Origin of the sequence: Mesorhizobium tianshanense (assembly GCF_007830515.1) — a bacterium.
Taxonomy (GTDB): domain Bacteria; phylum Pseudomonadota; class Alphaproteobacteria; order Rhizobiales; family Rhizobiaceae; genus Mesorhizobium; species Mesorhizobium tianshanense.
The window spans coordinates 22,515-37,219 of sequence record NZ_VLKT01000043.1; the positions used below are offsets into that span (position 1 = coordinate 22,515).

Below are 14,705 nucleotides of genomic sequence, written 5' to 3' on the forward strand. Positions count from 1 at the left end.
CAGTCGGAGCCGGCTTACCCTTGCGGCTTCACGACATCGGCAGGTCTGATGTCGAGCAGGTCGAGCGTGCGGCGCAAGAGCTGCATCTCGTTCCCGGCAAGTTGCGAATCGGCCTTCGCGATCTCGGCCATATGGCGGGCAAGCAGCTTTCGCCGCTCGACATCGAGGTCGCGGAACTGCGCGATGGCTTGCGAGCTGTTGGTCTCGTAGCCGAAGTCGTTGAGATATTCGATGACGCTTTCGATGCTGGCTTCCGGAATGCCGAAGGCTTCCCGGCAGATGCGCCTGAAGGCAACCATTTCGCTCTCGCTGACCGAACCGTCGGCCAGGATCATGCGAAACAGCATGAGCAGTTCCGCCGACAGCACGGGATCGTCCGCAACCTTGCGCACGCCGGGGTCGCCATCGAAGATCGAACGTATCTGGTCCAGCAAAGCAAATGCCATCAGCGTCCCTTTCCGTTTCGTCAAATGCATGTCGCTCAAAAGTGCGCAGCGGTTTTGAGATAACGACATGCATAAAAATAAAGAGCCAAGCGCGTCGCGACGCGCTTGGAATAGGTAGCGCGGAATCGGTCTTGCGCAAACGGGTGATCGGACGCGCCGCACCCCGCCGGACGTCTACCTGCCATCCGCAATGGCGCAAAACTGATCAAGCCGCTGCTGAGTGGCGCTGGCCATCAAGTTGCTGGCCGATCCGGCAAACCCGCTGCGCACGCTCATTGGTGTGTGACGGTGCGCCTGATAGTATGCGGTTGTACGAATCATGTTGGAGGAGCCACACATGAATCTCAGTGCGCCTACACAGCTTATTTTCATTATATCCGTTGTTATCGCCGTCATCGGCCTTCTCGCCGCTCTCGGCGTTCTTGCGTTTATTCCACTTGCCGCGGTGTGGATCGTCCTCATCGCTTACATCGTGCTTGCCGTCGGCTGCTTGATGCCCGGCGCTTAAGCACTCAGATCTCAGGCAACTCGGAGCGCCCGGCCACAAGCCGGGCGCTTTTGATTCCGGGGGATGATCTGTTAGACTCCTTGGGCACAAGGATGGCCAATGCCGGTCGAGATGCAGCATCATGATCAACTGGACCGTTCGGTCGCCGGTCGGTTCGAGATGGTGCGGCGCGCGCCAGGCTTTCAGCTTGAAGGCGCGGTCACCGACATTTGCGGCTACCGCGAAACGACACCCGGCCGTTTCCGCAACGTCGAATTTGCATCGCTGACCGTGCCGCTGGTCATCAGCTTTGCCGAACCCTTCGCCATCGGGCTCGGCAAGAATCCGGGCGACAACGACCGCTTCGGCAGTTTCGCCGCCGGCCTCTATGCTGGTCCGGTGGTGATCGAGTCCTTCGGCGGTGCCTGCTGCGTCCAGGTCAATTTCACCCCGCTCGGCGCCCGCCGCTTCTTCGGCCTTCCGATGAGCGAACTGACCGACCGCATGGTCGGCCTGGACGATGTGCTCGGACTTGAAGGCACCGCGCTGCGCGAAAGACTTGGCAATGCGCGCGACTGGAGCGCACGCTTTGCCATCGTCGAGACGTTCGTCGCGACACGTCTGGCCGAGGCCCGGGAAACGCAGGCCGAAATCGCTTGGGCCTATGACCGGATCATCGTGTCGGGCGGCCGCATCCGCGTCTCATCGCTCGCCGACAGGCTGGGCTGGAGCCGCAAACATCTCTTGGGAAAATTCTCCAACGCGATCGGCGTCGGCCCCAAGACACTGTCGCGCATCGTCCGTTTCAACCGCGCGCTCGGCCTTTCAAGGCAGGATAGATGCGGTTGGGCCGATATCGCCGCCGACTGCGGCTATGCCGACCAGGCGCATCTGGTGCGCGAATTCCGCGATCTTGCCGGCGAAACGCCGACGACGCTTGCCGCCCAGGCATAGGCGCTGGAGCGTCCTGTGAGCGCCCAATGAGGCGCGTGGTAACATTTCTTCAAGACGCCGAAACGGCCTTCGCCCAGACTGGGTTATCCAACAACCCAAGGGAAGGAGATCGTCATGCCCAATACCATCGAAGCGCCGCGGCTTTATCCGGCACTGCGCTACAGGAACGCCGCCAAGATGATCGACTGGCTGGGCGAGGCCTTCGGCTTCAGCGTCCGCGCCCGCTATGGCGAAGGCGACGTCGTGCACCATGCCGAGCTCGCGTTCGGCTCTTCGATCATCATGCTCGGCACTGCACGCGATGACGCTTTCGGCAAGATGGTCGGCGCACCGGGTTCCGGCGGCGGCAACTCGATCTATGTCGCCATCGACGACGCCGACGCCGCCTACGCCAAGGCCAGAAAGGCCGGCGCCGAAATACTGGAAGAGCTCACCGACCGCGACTATGGCAGCCGCGAGTTCATCTGCCGCGATCCGGAAGGCAACGTCTGGTCGCTTGGAACTTACTGGCCGAAGGCCGGTGAAAAGGCCTGAATTGGCAGCGCTGCACATTCGGGATTGGCCGAAGCCTCCCAACTTCGTCATCCCTGGGCGAAGCGGGAGCGAAGCGCCGTCGCGGAGACCCAGGGATGACGAAGCAATGGGCGTTTCCGCTAATCGCCAAGGCATGTGGTCCGTCAAGGCAAATGACCCGCCAAAACTTCTGTGTCAAGGAACTACCGCGCGAGGCCAAAAATCGCGTCGCAGTCGAGATGCGTCTCCAGTTTGGCTGCAATCTCGTCCAGCGCCCGTTCGACCTCGGCGCGGTAGTCGATGCCGCCGCCTTTGACGCCGAGGTTTTCGAGGAATTTCGCCCGGAAGGAGTCGGCGGAAAACAGCCCGTGCAGATAAGTGCCCGATACCTTGCCGTCGGCGGAGATCGCGCCGTCGTCGACGCCGTTGATGACGGCGGACGGCCGCAGCGTATCCGGGCCGGTGGTGCGGCCGAGATGGATCTCGTAGCCTTCGAGCGGCAGGTCGAACTGCACCGAGCGCGCGCTGACGTTGCGCACCGTCTTTTCCGGCTCCATCACCGTTTCGACGTCGAGCAGGCCGAGGCCCTTGGTTTCGGTAACGCTGCCTTCGATCCCGTCGGGGTCGCGCACGACATGGCCGAGCATCTGGAAGCCGCCGCAAATGCCGACCACGTGGCCGCCGCGCTTGCGATGGGCGGCAAGGTCGCGGTCCCAGCCATTCTCGCGGAATCTCAAGAGATCGCCGATCGTCGATTTTGACCCGGGAATGACCACCAGCCCGGCATCGTCGGGAAGGCGCTGACCGGGTGGCACGAACACCACCTCGACCTGAGGCTCGGCCTTGAGCGGATCGAGATCGTCGAAATTGGCGATGCGCGAAAGCATCGGCACGGCCACCTTCAGCGCGCGCTTCTCGCCAGACGCCAGGCGTTCGAGCACCACCGAATCTTCCGAGGGCAACCGCGCCGCCGTCTTCAGCCAGGGCACGACGCCAAAACAGCGCCAGCCGGTGAATGTCCCGATCGCCTTGATGCCGTCATCGAAAAGGGAGACATCGCCGCGGAACTTGTTGATGAGATAGCCGGCGATCATGCGCCGGTCCTCTTCCGGCAGGATCAGATGGGTGCCGGCGACCGAGGCGATGACGCCGCCGCGGTCGATGTCGCCGACGAGGATCACCGGCACGTTGGCACTCGTGGCAAAACCCATATTGGCAATGTCTCGGCTCCTGAGATTGATCTCGGCCGGCGAACCGGCGCCCTCGACGATGACGAGATCGGCGCCCTCGCCGACCTTTGCCCAGGACTCCAGCACGGCATCCATCAGCCGGCCCTTCAGCGCCTGGTAGTCGCGTGCCTTCGCCTCGCCGAACACCTTGCCCTGCACCACCACTTGCGCGCCGACATCGGTCTGCGGCTTGAGCAGCACCGGATTCATGTGGACGGAGGGCGCCACGCCACAGGCGATCGCCTGCAGCCATTGGGCGCGGCCAATCTCGCCGCCGCCGCTGTCGCCCGCAATGTCGGCGACGGCGGCGTTGTTCGACATGTTCTGCGGCTTGAACGGCCGCACTTTCAGCCCGCGTTTTTTCGCCGCGCGGCACAGGCCGGCGACCAGCACCGTCTTGCCGACATCGGAGCCCGTGCCCTGCAGCATGATCGCCTTGGCCATCAGTTCTTGCCCTGCGCCATCGTTCCGGTGATCGTCGACTTGGCCGCCAGTGGTCCGCCGCGCCAGATGTAGAGCGCCAGCAGCGGCTCCTTGCCGGTGCGCATGGCGTGGCTGACGTCGGAGGCGTGGTGGATTACCTCGCCCGCCTCGCGCCTGCGAAAGCCGCCTTCGCCCATGCGCCATTCGGTGCCGCCGGTCAGCGCAAGGTAGATCTCCTCTGCAACATGATGATGGTCGGGATAGACGATATCCGGTCCGAGGATCAGCAGACCGCCCGCGACGTCGTCGTTGACGAAATGGCCGCGCGTGCCGAAGACTTCCAGCCAGCCGTAATTGTCTATGAACGCCTTGCCGAAATCCGTCTCGCTGTAGGTCTGCCCCCAGCGCAGATCGCCGCGACGCTCCGCAAGCAGCTGCGCCAGCGGCCTGGCGCTTGCCGGAACAAGTTCGACGATACGGTCGAGCTGGCGCAGGCAGGCGAGCGGATGAGGATCAAGCGGACGCGCCGGCATGGCCCAGCCGATCCGGGCAACGGCATCGCGCACCAGCGCATCATCGAACGTTTCGAGATAGGTATGGAAAAATTCGAGCAGTTCATCGAAATTTGTCGTCACGCCTTGCTCCAGACACGCATTCGCGCACAGCCGCTCCGCAGATGGTCGGGTTGCGCGGCGGCATCATTGGTCTAGATTGATGCGCGCGCAAAGCCAAGAACAACAGGCCAGCAGGCCGAAGAACATCAGGGAGCACGCCATGGACGCCGCTGTCGATGCGAGCACCAGCCAGTTCGAACTCAACGAGGACCAGCGCGCCATCCAGGCGATGGCCGAGGCGTTCGCCGCCGACCGTGTCGCGCCGAACGCGCTCGACTGGGACCGCAACAAGCATTTTCCGGCGGACGTGATCCGCGAGACGGGGCCGCTCGGCCTCGGCGGCATCTATATCCGTGACGATGTCGGCGGCTCGGCGCTCGGCCGGCTCGACGCCGTGCTGATCTTCGAGGCGCTTTCGCGCGCCGATCCGGCCTTCTCCTCCTTCATCTCGATCCACAACATGGTGGCGTCGATGATCGACCGCTTCGGCAGCGACGAGCAGCGCCAGCGCTTCCTGCCGAAGCTGACCTCGATGGAATGGCTGGCAAGCTATTGCCTGACCGAGCCGGGCTCAGGGTCGGATGCGGCGGCGCTGAAGACGCGCGCGGTCAAGAGCGGCGGTGACTATGTGCTGAACGGCGCCAAGCAGTTCATCTCGGGCGCCGGCGACAGCGACATCTACATCGTCATGGCGCGCACCGGCACCGAAGGGCCGAAGGGCATTTCCACCTTCGTCGTGCCGAAGGACGCGCCCGGCCTGTCCTTCGGCGCCAACGAGCACAAGATGGGCTGGCACATGCAGTCGACCCGCCAGGTCGTCTTCGAGGACTGCAAGGTGCCGGCGCAAAACCTGCTGTCGGTCGAAGGCGCCGGCTTCGGCATCGCCATGGCCGGGCTCGACGGCGGCCGGCTCAACATCGCCGCCTGTTCGCTGGGCGGCGCGCAATCGGCGCTCGACAAGGCCATGTCCTACACCGCTGAGCGCAAGGCTTTCGGCACCAAGATCAACCAGTTCCAGGCGCTGCAGTTCAAGCTCGCCGACATGGAGACCGAGCTGCAGGCGGCACGCATCTTCCTCTACGCCGCCGCTTCGAAGCTCGACCGCAAGGCCCCGGATGCCTCGAAATGGTCGGCGATGGCCAAGCGCTTCGTCACCGATATCGGCTTCAATGTCGCCAACGACGCGCTGCAACTGCATGGCGGCTATGGCTATTTGCATGATTACGGCATCGAGAAGCTGGTGCGGGACCTGCGCGTCCATCAGATCCTCGAAGGCACCAACGAGATCATGCGCGTCATCATCGCACGCGCCCTGATTGGGCGCTGACTGAGCATTTTTCAGCCAAGCGGGATCACTTGGCGTCGCAGAAATGCGGCTAAACAAACAGATAGAGCGGTATCTCTTCGACCCTGGACATCCCGCTCTAGAAAAACCGGGAGAAAAACGATGACCACCATCGCCTTCATCGGCCTCGGCAATATGGGCAACCCGATGGCCGCCAACCTCGTCAAGGCGGGACACACGGTGAACGGCTTCGACCTGATGCCGGAGAACCTCGTCGTCGCCAAGGAGCATGGCGTCGTCGTCATGGCCAATGCCGTTGCCGCGGTGAAGGATGCCGATGTGGTCATCACCATGCTGCCGGCCGGCAAGCATGTCCTGTCGGTCCACGAGGACATCGCGCCCAAGGCGAAAAAAGGCGCGCTGTTCATCGATTCCTCGACCATCGACGTCGAATCGGCACGAAAAGCCCACGCCATCGCCGCCAGGCACGGGCTGCTGTCGGTCGACGCGCCGGTTTCCGGCGGCACCGGCGGCGCCACCGCCGGCACGCTGACCTTCATGGCCGGCGGCTCGAAGGACGCCTTCGCCAAAGCCGAGCCAATCCTCAAGCCGATGGCCGGCCGCATCGTCCATTGCGGCGACGATGGCGCCGGACAGGCCGCAAAGATCTGCAACAACATGATCCTCGGCATTTCGATGATCGGCGTCGCCGAGGCCTTCGTTCTGGCGGAAAAGCTCGGCCTGTCGCATCAGGCGCTGTTCGACGTCGCCTCGACCTCCTCCGGCCAATGCTGGTCGCTGACCACCTATTGCCCGGTGCCTGGCCCGGTGCCGACATCGCCGGCCAACAATGGCTACAGGCCGGGGTTTGCCGCAGCCCTCATGCTGAAGGACCTGAAACTGTCGCAGGAAGCCGCGCAGGGCGCCGGTGCGGTAACGCCGCTCGGCGCCGAGGCAGCCCAGCTTTATGCGCTGTTCAATGCCCAGGGGAATGCCGGCGCCGATTTTTCCGGCATCATAAATTTTCTGCGCGGTGCCCCAGCGTAAGCCTTGAATTCGACAGGACTTTTCGATTTCCCGGCAAAAGAAACACCGCGAATTTAGATTTGCTTAAGCTCTCGATAACCCCCCGGTAACGATGTGCCTGTACAACGGAATGCGAGGCGGCAATCCCGCCCGGCGCTCCGGATCAGGTCTCGCGTACCGGAGCCCGTAAGTTTCGCAAGTGTTCTGGTAGCGAAGCGCCATGCGTATCTGGCAAAGCCGCGTTCCCGATGGAGCGCGGTTTTTGCGTTTCCTCGCCTGGCGGGCTCTTCGGCAGAATGCGGCATTCAAACACCGGGCGTCCCACTGCGGGACGCCCGGTGATCGTTCTACCTTACCGCTTGTGCAGATCCGCTTGCGCCAGATCGAGCGCCTTGGCGATGCGGTCGCAGGCCATGTCGATCGTCTCGCGCGTCCAGATCAGCGGCGGCGACAGGATCATCGTGTCGCCGGTGGCGCGCAGCATCATGCCCTGGGCGACTGCGTGGTCGCGGACAAGCACTGCCGTGCTCCCAGCCGGCAGGAAGCGCTCCTTGGTCGCCTTGTCCCTGACGATTTCGATCGCCCCCATCAGCCCGATCGAGCGCACCTCGCCGACCAGGTCGTGACCACCAATGCGCTCCTGCAGCGCCTTGGCGAAATAGGGTCCGGTGTCGTTCTTGACCCGCTCGACCAGGCCTTCCCGCTCCATGATCTCGAGGTTCTTCAGCGCCACCGCGCAGGCCACCGGATGCCCGGCATAGGTGTAGCCGTGATAGAACTCGCCTCCCTTCTCGACCAGCGTCGCGGCGATGCGGTCGCCGACCAGCAGCGCCGACAGCGGCTGATAGCCTGACGTCAGCGCCTTGGCGGTGGTGATGGTGTCGGGCTCGATGCCGAAGGTCTGCGCTGCGAACCACTCGCCGGTGCGGCCATAGCCGGTGATGACCTCGTCCAGCATAAGCAGGACATCGTATTTGCGGCAGATGCGCTGCACTTCCGGCCAGTAGCTCATGGGCGGTATCTTCACGCCGCCTGCCCCCATCACCGGCTCGCCGATGAAGGCGGCGACCTTGTCGGCGCCGGCTTCGAGGATGGCGTCCTCGACGGCCTTGGCCGCGCGCAGGCCGAAATCATGGTCGCTTTCGCCGGGCAGAGACAGCTCGTAGGCGTAAGGCATCATCACATGGACGATGTTGGGAACCGCGCCGTGGAGCTGGTTATGCATCTGTTCCATGCCGCCCAGCGACGCCCCGGCAATGGTCGAGCCGTGATAGGCCGACTTGCGCGAGATGATGCGGTTCTTCTCCGGCTTGCCTTCCAGCGCCCAATAGTGACGGACAAGGCGCAGCGCCGTATCGTTGGCCTCCGAACCGGACGAGCCGTAGAATACCTGGTTGACGTGCTTCGGCGCCAGTTCCGTCAGCTTTTTGGCCAGCAGCACCGGCGTCGGTGTCGAGCATTTGAAGAAGGAATTGTAGTAGGGCAGCTCCTTCATCTGGGCGTAAGCCGCGTCAGCCAGCTCATCGCGGCCGTAACCGACGTTGACGCACCATAGCCCGGCCATGCCGTCGAGGATTTCCGTCCCGTCGGAATCGTAGATGAACGGACCGTTGGCGTGGGCGATGATGCGAGAGCCGGCCTCGCGCATCTCCTTGTGGTCGGTGAACGGATGAAGGTGATGCGCAGCATCGATCTGCTGAAGCTGCTTCAGCGAATAATTCTGATAAGTCATGTCTGATCTTTCCTCTTGAACCAATCCGGCAATTCGCGCCGGGGCGGATTCCTCAGAGGAGCGCGGGCGGCGAATAGCCGATGCGGGCGCAAAGCCGCAAAAGCTCGGCGCGAAGCGTGCGCGGCGACGGCGTCACCGCGACCCCAAATGCGCACCATATCCTCATCCGAGCCATGGGCTGTACCTTAGGCCGTCCGATGCGATCAGTTCAAGCCGTTCCGTTCAAGCAATGCCGGTCAGCGCCCGTTGCAGGAAGACATACTTCATCGCGGCCTGTGCCGCTTGCGGCCGGCGATCACCGCGCCCGCCATGGCCGCCCTCGGTCTCCTCGAAGAACAGTGTCTTGGCATGACCGGCAGCCTGCAGCCGCCCGGCCATCTTGCGCGCATGGCCGGGATGGACGCGGTCGTCAGCGGTCGAGGTGGTCAGCAGGACCGGCGGATAGGCGGGATCGCTCTCGACATGCTGATAGGGCGAGTAAGCGGCCAGCCAGGCCGCTTCTTCCGGCTTCGCCGGATCGCCATACTCGGCCATCCAGGATGCGCCGGGCGGCAGCTCGGTGTAACGCAGCATGTCGAGCAGCGGCACGTCGATGATCACCGCACCGAACAGCTCCGGATGCTGGGTCAGCGAGACGCCGGTCAGCAGGCCGCCATTCGAGCCGCCCTGAATGCCGAGCATGGCCGGCGTGGCGATGCCGCGTTTCATCAGGTCTTGCGCGACCGCGGCGAAATCGTCGAAGGCATTCTGGCGATTGGCCTTGAGCGCGGCTTGGTGCCAGTTCGGGCCGAACTCGCCGCCGCCGCGGATATTGGCCTGCACATAGGCGTTGCCCTTCTCCAGCCACAGCCTGCCGCGCACGCCGGCATAGCCGGGCAGCAATGGCACTTCGAAGCCGCCATAGCCATAAAGCAGCGTCGGCACCGGCCCGTTCTGGTCGCGTCGCCTGACGACGAAGTAAGGGACCATGGTGCCGTCCTTCGAGCGCGCCTTGAACTGTTCCGAGACAAGGGACGACGCATCGAAACGCGCCGGCTGCGATTTCACCGTTGTCAGCGTGGCGGCATTGTCGTCCGACCAGATGATCGAGCTCGGCGTCAGGAAATCGGTGAAGGAGAACGACACACTGGAGCCGAAACGCTCGGCGTGGCTGATGCCGACGCTGCCGTTTTCGGGCAGCGCCACGGGCTGCGGCGACCAGCCGCCGTCGGCGCGTTGGCAGGCGACGACCTTGCCGCGCACATTGTCCATCAAATTGATGAACAACCGGTCTTGCGTGCGGGCAATGCCGGCGATCGAGACGCGATCCGCCGGCTCGAGCACGGTTTCGACAGGTCCCAACGCATTGGTTTCGATCCAGCGCTCGAAATCCAGCGAATAGAGGCCGTCAGGCTTGCACAGCGTACCTTCCGGCGCCGTCCATGGGCTGCGCACGCCGAAGACGAACTGGTCCTTGAACAGCTCCGTGTCGGTGACGTCGTCCGGCAGCGGGATGCGCCTGTTCTCGCCGGACGGCAGACGCAGAAAATTATGCGAGGCGAAGAAGTCGAGCGTCCGGGTCAGGAACAGATGCCGCTTGTCGCCGTCGAATTCGACGGAACCGCCGGCAGCGAGATCCTGCTTCTGCGCCTCGAAGATCGGCGTCGCGTCCTCCAGCCTGGTGCCGCGCTGCCACAGCTTGACCACGCGCGGATAACCGGACTGGGTTTTGTCCGCCTCCTCGAAGGCGGACGAAACGACGACGGTGTCCTTGTCCAGCCAGCCGAAGCCCGATTTCGAGGCGGGAGCGCGAAAGCCGCCCTCGACAAAGGACTTGGTGTCGATGTCGAATTCACGCATCTCACTGGCGTCGCCGCCATCCGGCGACAGGCTGAGCAGGCAGCGGGTGAAGTCGGGATAAAGCCAGCTGGCACCGCTGAACACCCATTTCACGCCCTCTTTGGCGGACAGGCTGTCGAAGTCGATAATCGTCTCCCAGTCCGGCTTCTCGGTCTTGTAGGAAGCGACCGTCGTGCGCCGCCACAGGCCGAGCACGTTGGTCCTGTCCTGCCAGAAATTGTAGACGTGGCCGTTGAGCGCGGACCCGACCGGAATGTTGTCTTCGGCCGTCATCAGGTCGAGCGCGGTTTCGAACGACGCCTGATAGGACAGATCGCCCTGCAATTCACCTGTTGTAACCGCGTTCTGACGGTGAACCCAGTCGAGCGCTTCCTTGCCTGTCCTGTCCTCCAGCCAGAGAAAGGGGTCTTCTGTCTCGCCGGCTGAACCTGGCTGCTTTTGAGTGATCGGCTTGGTCATGTGGTCTCCAAAATTTCGTCACGCTCGGTGCCACAAACATCGGCATGGCGCTACCGACATTCAACTGGAACACGTAAATACGAATGGTCGGAGATTGCCATGATAAGGCTCTCTGCATGGAGTGCGAGGAACCTCATGCAACGTCTGTACATTGCAACCGAGAAGTTTGATCCATCCCACGGCACGGGATGGGGCAAGTACATTGAGTGGTCGAGCCTCACCCAATTGACAGAGGTCGTCTCACTCGACGGCATGCTCTGCCCGACGGCACTTGGGGAGATAAAGGATAGCTACTGGCCCCACATTGTGAATGAAGACTTTATGCTGAGTTTCTTCGTGGATCTGGACTTCCTTCCTTCGGAATTGGCCGATACGAGCGGCCTCAACATCCTTGGCGTGATCCGAACGCCTTCGGCAGACGTGCGCTCACTTGGTTGGGACGGGTTCACTTTCATGGGCTATGAGCTGCTGGACAAGGACGTCAGCATCAGCGCGTTGACCAATTGCGGCGGGTTTCCCGACGTGTTTGCAAACGCAGAACTATCCGGTGTCGGGCTGATAGACGACTTTGATCGCGCCGTTGAAATCCGGGATTTGCTGCATAAAAAGCATCCCGAAGAACATCACGCCGACTGCGACCTCTGGGCCATTTTCAGACGGCAGGGCAGGTAATCGGCATTACGCCGCTGCGTGTCTCACACCATCCGCCTCCGCATGATGGTTGTAACCGCCAACGCCAGGCAAATGGCGCCAAGCGTGATCGGCAGGCCGTCCGCACCGAAAATATCCATGGCGCCGCCCGCCAGCGGCGGCACGGCGATGCCGCCGACGCCCCACATCAGCGAAAAAGCGGCGTTGCCGGCGACCAGTGCCGAGCCAGTGAACCGCTCGCCGAGCTCGATGATCGACATCGTATAGATGCCGTAGGAAACCGCGCCCCAGATAAAGACGCATGGCCAGATCAGCGGCGTCTCGATAAGGACCGGCAACAGCACGCATCCGAGCACCGTTAGGGACACACAGATGAACCGCACCAGACGCGCCGTCAGCCGTTCGGCAAGCAGGCCGAGCGGTACCTGCATGGCGATGTTGCCGGCGATCATCACGGACAGCAGCGCCGACATTCGGGCCTCCGCGAGGCCGTAATGCGTTCCGTAGACCGGCAGCAGTGCCAGCACCGCCTGTTCGAAACCGGCGGCCACGACGACCGCTGACAACAGCAGCCATGCCATCGGCATGAAACCCACGACCGAAACCCGGTGCCCGGTCTCGTCGAACTTCGGCAGCCGTCTCAGCACCAAGGTGAGGCAGGCGCCGCAAAAAACGAATGCCGCGATGCCGACGAGAAACGGCGGCCATCCTTCGGTGCCGACGGCAAGCAGGCACAACGGGCCGGCCGCGAAGCCTGCCGAAATGACTGTGGAATAGATCCCCATCACGCGACCTCGCCGCGCCGGCGGCGCCAGCGCGATCACCCAGGTCTCGCTCAGCACGTAGAGCGGATTGGTCACCACGCCGATCAGGAAGCGCAGCGGAAACCACAGATAGACATTTTGCGTCCAGCCGATCAGCGCCAGCACGATCGCGGAAAGTGCTGCGCAGGTGAGCGCCGTGCGCCCTGCCCCGAACCGGCGCGCCAACGCCGGGATGTGCGGCGACGAGACGATGAAGCCGACCGGCGTCATTGCCGCCGAGAGGCCTATCATGGCCGGCGAGACGCCCTGGCGCTGCAGGATGAAGCTCAACAGCGGATAGCTCAGCCCCTGCGCGATGGCGAACACCGAGACGGTGGCGATCACGCCGGTGATCGCCGCCCACTGCATCCTCTCGCCGCTGTTCGTTTCCGCCAGGTCCATGATCCGCAACCCATATGGGAACCTGCAGGATTAGCGTTTCGGCGGCGCGCCGGGAAGCACCGACGGCGAGAACCGCTTGCGCCAGCGGTCGAGCTTCAAGCTTTAGCTCCGGCGATCCAGTCGGCTGCCTTCGGCCATGTCGCTTCCCTCGTCCTAGTGGTCGCCGCCTCCGCAATGGCGGGACGCCCGGCGGTCCATTATGGCGCCGCACCGTCGCACCGTATGAGGCCTGTCATGACCGCCGCCCTTCATCCCGCCGAACCGGCATTGGCAACCGACCGCGCCCGTCGCGGAGGGCGGGCGGGCAAACGCGTCGGCGCAGCGTCGGCGTTCGCGCAGCCACCTTTCCGCCAGCTGAAAATCCCGCTGACGCCGACGAAGCTGGTCTCCGACGACGAGCTGGAATCGATTCATCTCGCCTCGCTGCGCGTGCTGCGGGAAATCGGCGTCGACGTGCTGCACGACGAAGCAAGGCGCATCATGAAGGCGCATGGCGCCGATGTCCGCGAAGGCAGCGAGCGGGTGCGCTTCGATAGCGACATGATCCTCGAACTCATTTCGCACTGCCCGCCGGAATTCACCATCCATGCCCGCAATCCGGCGCACGACGTGCGCTTTGGCGGCGACAATCTGATCATCTCGATGATGGCGTCGGCGCCTAACTGTTCCGACATCGACCGTGGTCGCCGGCCAGGCAACCAGCAGGACTATCGCAACTTCCTCAAGCTCGCGCAGATGCACAACATCCTGAACTGCACGGGTGGTTATCCGGTCGAGCCGATCGACATCCATCCGTCCGTCCGGCACTTGGAATGTATACGCGATCTCAGCGTCCTCACCGACAAGGTGTTCCACATCTATTCGCTCGGCAAGGAGCGCAATCTCGACGGCATCGAGATCACCCGCATCGCACGCGGCATCAGCCACGAGCGATTGCTCGAGGAGCCGTCGGTCTTCACCATCATCAACACCAATTCGCCGCTCAAGCTCGATGTGCCGATGATGGAAGGCATCATCCAGATGTCGAGCAAGGGCCAGGTCGTCATCGTGACGCCGTTCACGCTGTCTGGCGCCATGGCGCCGGTGACCATCGCTGGCGCGCTGGTGCAGCAGAATGCCGAAGCGCTGTCCGGCATCGCCTTCGCACAGATGGTGAAGAAGGGCGCTCCCGTCGGCTATGGCGGCTTCACCTCTAATGTCGACATGAAGTCCGGCGCACCGGCCTTCGGCACACCGGAATACATGAAGGCGCAACTGGTCGGCGGCCAGCTCGCCCGCCGTTATCAAATCCCCTACCGCACCTCCAACACCTGCGCCGCCAACACTGTCGACGCACAGGCCGCCTATGAAAGCGTGTTCTCGTTGTGGGGCGCCATACAGGGCGGCGGCAATATGATGATGCATGCGGCCGGCTGGCTGGAAGGCGGCCTGCGCTGCTCCTACGAGAAGACCATTCTGGACATCGATCTGCTGCAGATGGTGGCCGAGTTTCTGACCCCACTCGACCTTTCCGAGGAGGCTCTCGGCTTCGATGCCATCCAGTCCGTTGGTCCGGGCGGCCATTTCTTCGGCACCCAGCACACCCAGGACCGCTACAAGACCGCTTTCTACGCGCCGGTTATCTCCGACTGGCGCAATTTCGAGACCTGGGTGGAAGCCGGGTCGCCGACGGCGCTCGAAAAGGCCAACCGAGTGTGGAAGGAACGGTTGGCGTCCTATGAAGAGCCTTACATGGACCCGGCGATCCGAGAGGAGCTCGACGCCTTCGTCGAAAAGCGCCGGTCCGAAGGCGGCGCACCTACCGATTTTTGATCATCACGCAGCGACGGGTCTAACTCGGCG

At 63.2% G+C, this 14,705-nt stretch carries 13 protein-coding genes and 1 pseudogene; 8 read left to right on the top strand and 6 right to left on the bottom strand.

Features of this window, described 5'->3' with window-relative positions; all coding sequences use genetic code 11:
• Positions 1 to 14: 14 nt before the first annotated feature.
• The gene (locus tag IQ26_RS27970; RefSeq protein ID WP_145721597.1) at positions 15 to 446 is read right to left on the bottom strand and encodes a TerB family tellurite resistance protein; all 432 of its coding nucleotides are present in this window, start codon (positions 444 to 446) and stop codon (positions 15 to 17) included.
• Between the two features lie 180 nt (positions 447 to 626).
• Here IQ26_RS27970 and IQ26_RS41835 point away from each other — a divergent pair.
• The 4 genes and pseudogenes from IQ26_RS41835 to IQ26_RS27985 all read left to right on the top strand — a co-directional run.
• A pseudogene (locus IQ26_RS41835) lies at positions 627 to 732 on the top strand (TSUP family transporter); the annotation flags it as partial.
• A gap of 51 nt (positions 733 to 783) precedes the next feature.
• Positions 784 to 954, top strand: coding sequence for a hypothetical protein (locus tag IQ26_RS39810; RefSeq protein WP_145721598.1), 171 nt, complete (start codon positions 784 to 786; stop codon positions 952 to 954).
• Between the two features lie 99 nt (positions 955 to 1,053).
• Complete coding sequence (locus tag IQ26_RS27980) at positions 1,054 to 1,887, top strand: helix-turn-helix domain-containing protein (protein ID WP_145721599.1); 834 nt, start codon at positions 1,054 to 1,056, stop codon at positions 1,885 to 1,887.
• A gap of 114 nt (positions 1,888 to 2,001) precedes the next feature.
• Positions 2,002 to 2,421 carry a VOC family protein gene (locus IQ26_RS27985; protein ID WP_145721600.1) on the top strand — a complete coding sequence of 140 codons (420 nt, stop codon included), beginning with the start codon at positions 2,002 to 2,004 and terminating at the stop codon, positions 2,419 to 2,421.
• A 182-nt stretch (positions 2,422 to 2,603) separates the two neighbouring features.
• On the opposite strand, the gene IQ26_RS27990 is transcribed toward IQ26_RS27985, so the two are convergent.
• Together IQ26_RS27990 and IQ26_RS27995 are read right to left on the bottom strand one after the other, a co-directional pair.
• Positions 2,604 to 4,073: a cobyric acid synthase gene (locus tag IQ26_RS27990; RefSeq protein ID WP_145721601.1), complete on the bottom strand. Its 1,470-nt coding sequence runs from the start codon at positions 4,071 to 4,073 to the stop codon at positions 2,604 to 2,606.
• Positions 4,073 to 4,687: a dimethylsulfonioproprionate lyase family protein gene (locus tag IQ26_RS27995; RefSeq protein WP_145721602.1), complete on the bottom strand. Its 615-nt coding sequence runs from the start codon at positions 4,685 to 4,687 to the stop codon at positions 4,073 to 4,075. The genes IQ26_RS27990 and IQ26_RS27995 overlap by 1 nt, the downstream gene beginning before the upstream one ends.
• 139 nt (positions 4,688 to 4,826) lie before the next feature.
• Here IQ26_RS27995 and IQ26_RS28000 point away from each other — a divergent pair, with 139 nt between their 5' ends.
• The gene (locus tag IQ26_RS28000) at positions 4,827 to 5,993 is read left to right on the top strand and encodes an isobutyryl-CoA dehydrogenase (protein ID WP_145721603.1); all 1,167 of its coding nucleotides are present in this window, start codon (positions 4,827 to 4,829) and stop codon (positions 5,991 to 5,993) included.
• A 24-nt stretch (positions 5,994 to 6,017) separates the two neighbouring features.
• Positions 6,018 to 6,998 carry a 3-hydroxyisobutyrate dehydrogenase gene (mmsB, locus tag IQ26_RS28005; RefSeq protein WP_338101645.1) on the top strand — a complete coding sequence of 327 codons (981 nt, stop codon included), beginning with the start codon at positions 6,018 to 6,020 and terminating at the stop codon, positions 6,996 to 6,998.
• A gap of 331 nt (positions 6,999 to 7,329) precedes the next feature.
• Here the strand turns inward: mmsB and IQ26_RS28010 are convergent, their stop codons facing one another.
• Positions 7,330 to 8,709, bottom strand: a complete 1,380-nt coding sequence (locus IQ26_RS28010; RefSeq protein ID WP_145721605.1) for an aspartate aminotransferase family protein — start codon at positions 8,707 to 8,709, stop codon at positions 7,330 to 7,332.
• A gap of 222 nt (positions 8,710 to 8,931) precedes the next feature.
• Positions 8,932 to 11,007, bottom strand: coding sequence for a prolyl oligopeptidase family serine peptidase (locus IQ26_RS28020; RefSeq protein WP_145721607.1), 2,076 nt, complete (start codon positions 11,005 to 11,007; stop codon positions 8,932 to 8,934).
• Positions 11,008 to 11,142: 135 nt separating this feature from the next.
• Here IQ26_RS28020 and IQ26_RS28025 point away from each other — a divergent pair, with 135 nt between their 5' ends.
• Positions 11,143 to 11,679, top strand: coding sequence for a hypothetical protein (locus IQ26_RS28025; protein WP_145721608.1), 537 nt, complete (start codon positions 11,143 to 11,145; stop codon positions 11,677 to 11,679).
• A gap of 23 nt (positions 11,680 to 11,702) precedes the next feature.
• On the opposite strand, the gene IQ26_RS28030 is transcribed toward IQ26_RS28025, so the two are convergent.
• Positions 11,703 to 12,863, bottom strand: a complete 1,161-nt coding sequence (locus IQ26_RS28030) for an MFS transporter (RefSeq protein WP_145721609.1) — start codon at positions 12,861 to 12,863, stop codon at positions 11,703 to 11,705.
• A gap of 234 nt (positions 12,864 to 13,097) precedes the next feature.
• Here IQ26_RS28030 and IQ26_RS28035 point away from each other — a divergent pair, with 234 nt between their 5' ends.
• Positions 13,098 to 14,675 carry a trimethylamine methyltransferase family protein gene (locus IQ26_RS28035; RefSeq protein ID WP_145721610.1) on the top strand — a complete coding sequence of 526 codons (1,578 nt, stop codon included), beginning with the start codon at positions 13,098 to 13,100 and terminating at the stop codon, positions 14,673 to 14,675.
• Positions 14,676 to 14,705: the final 30 nt, after the last annotated feature.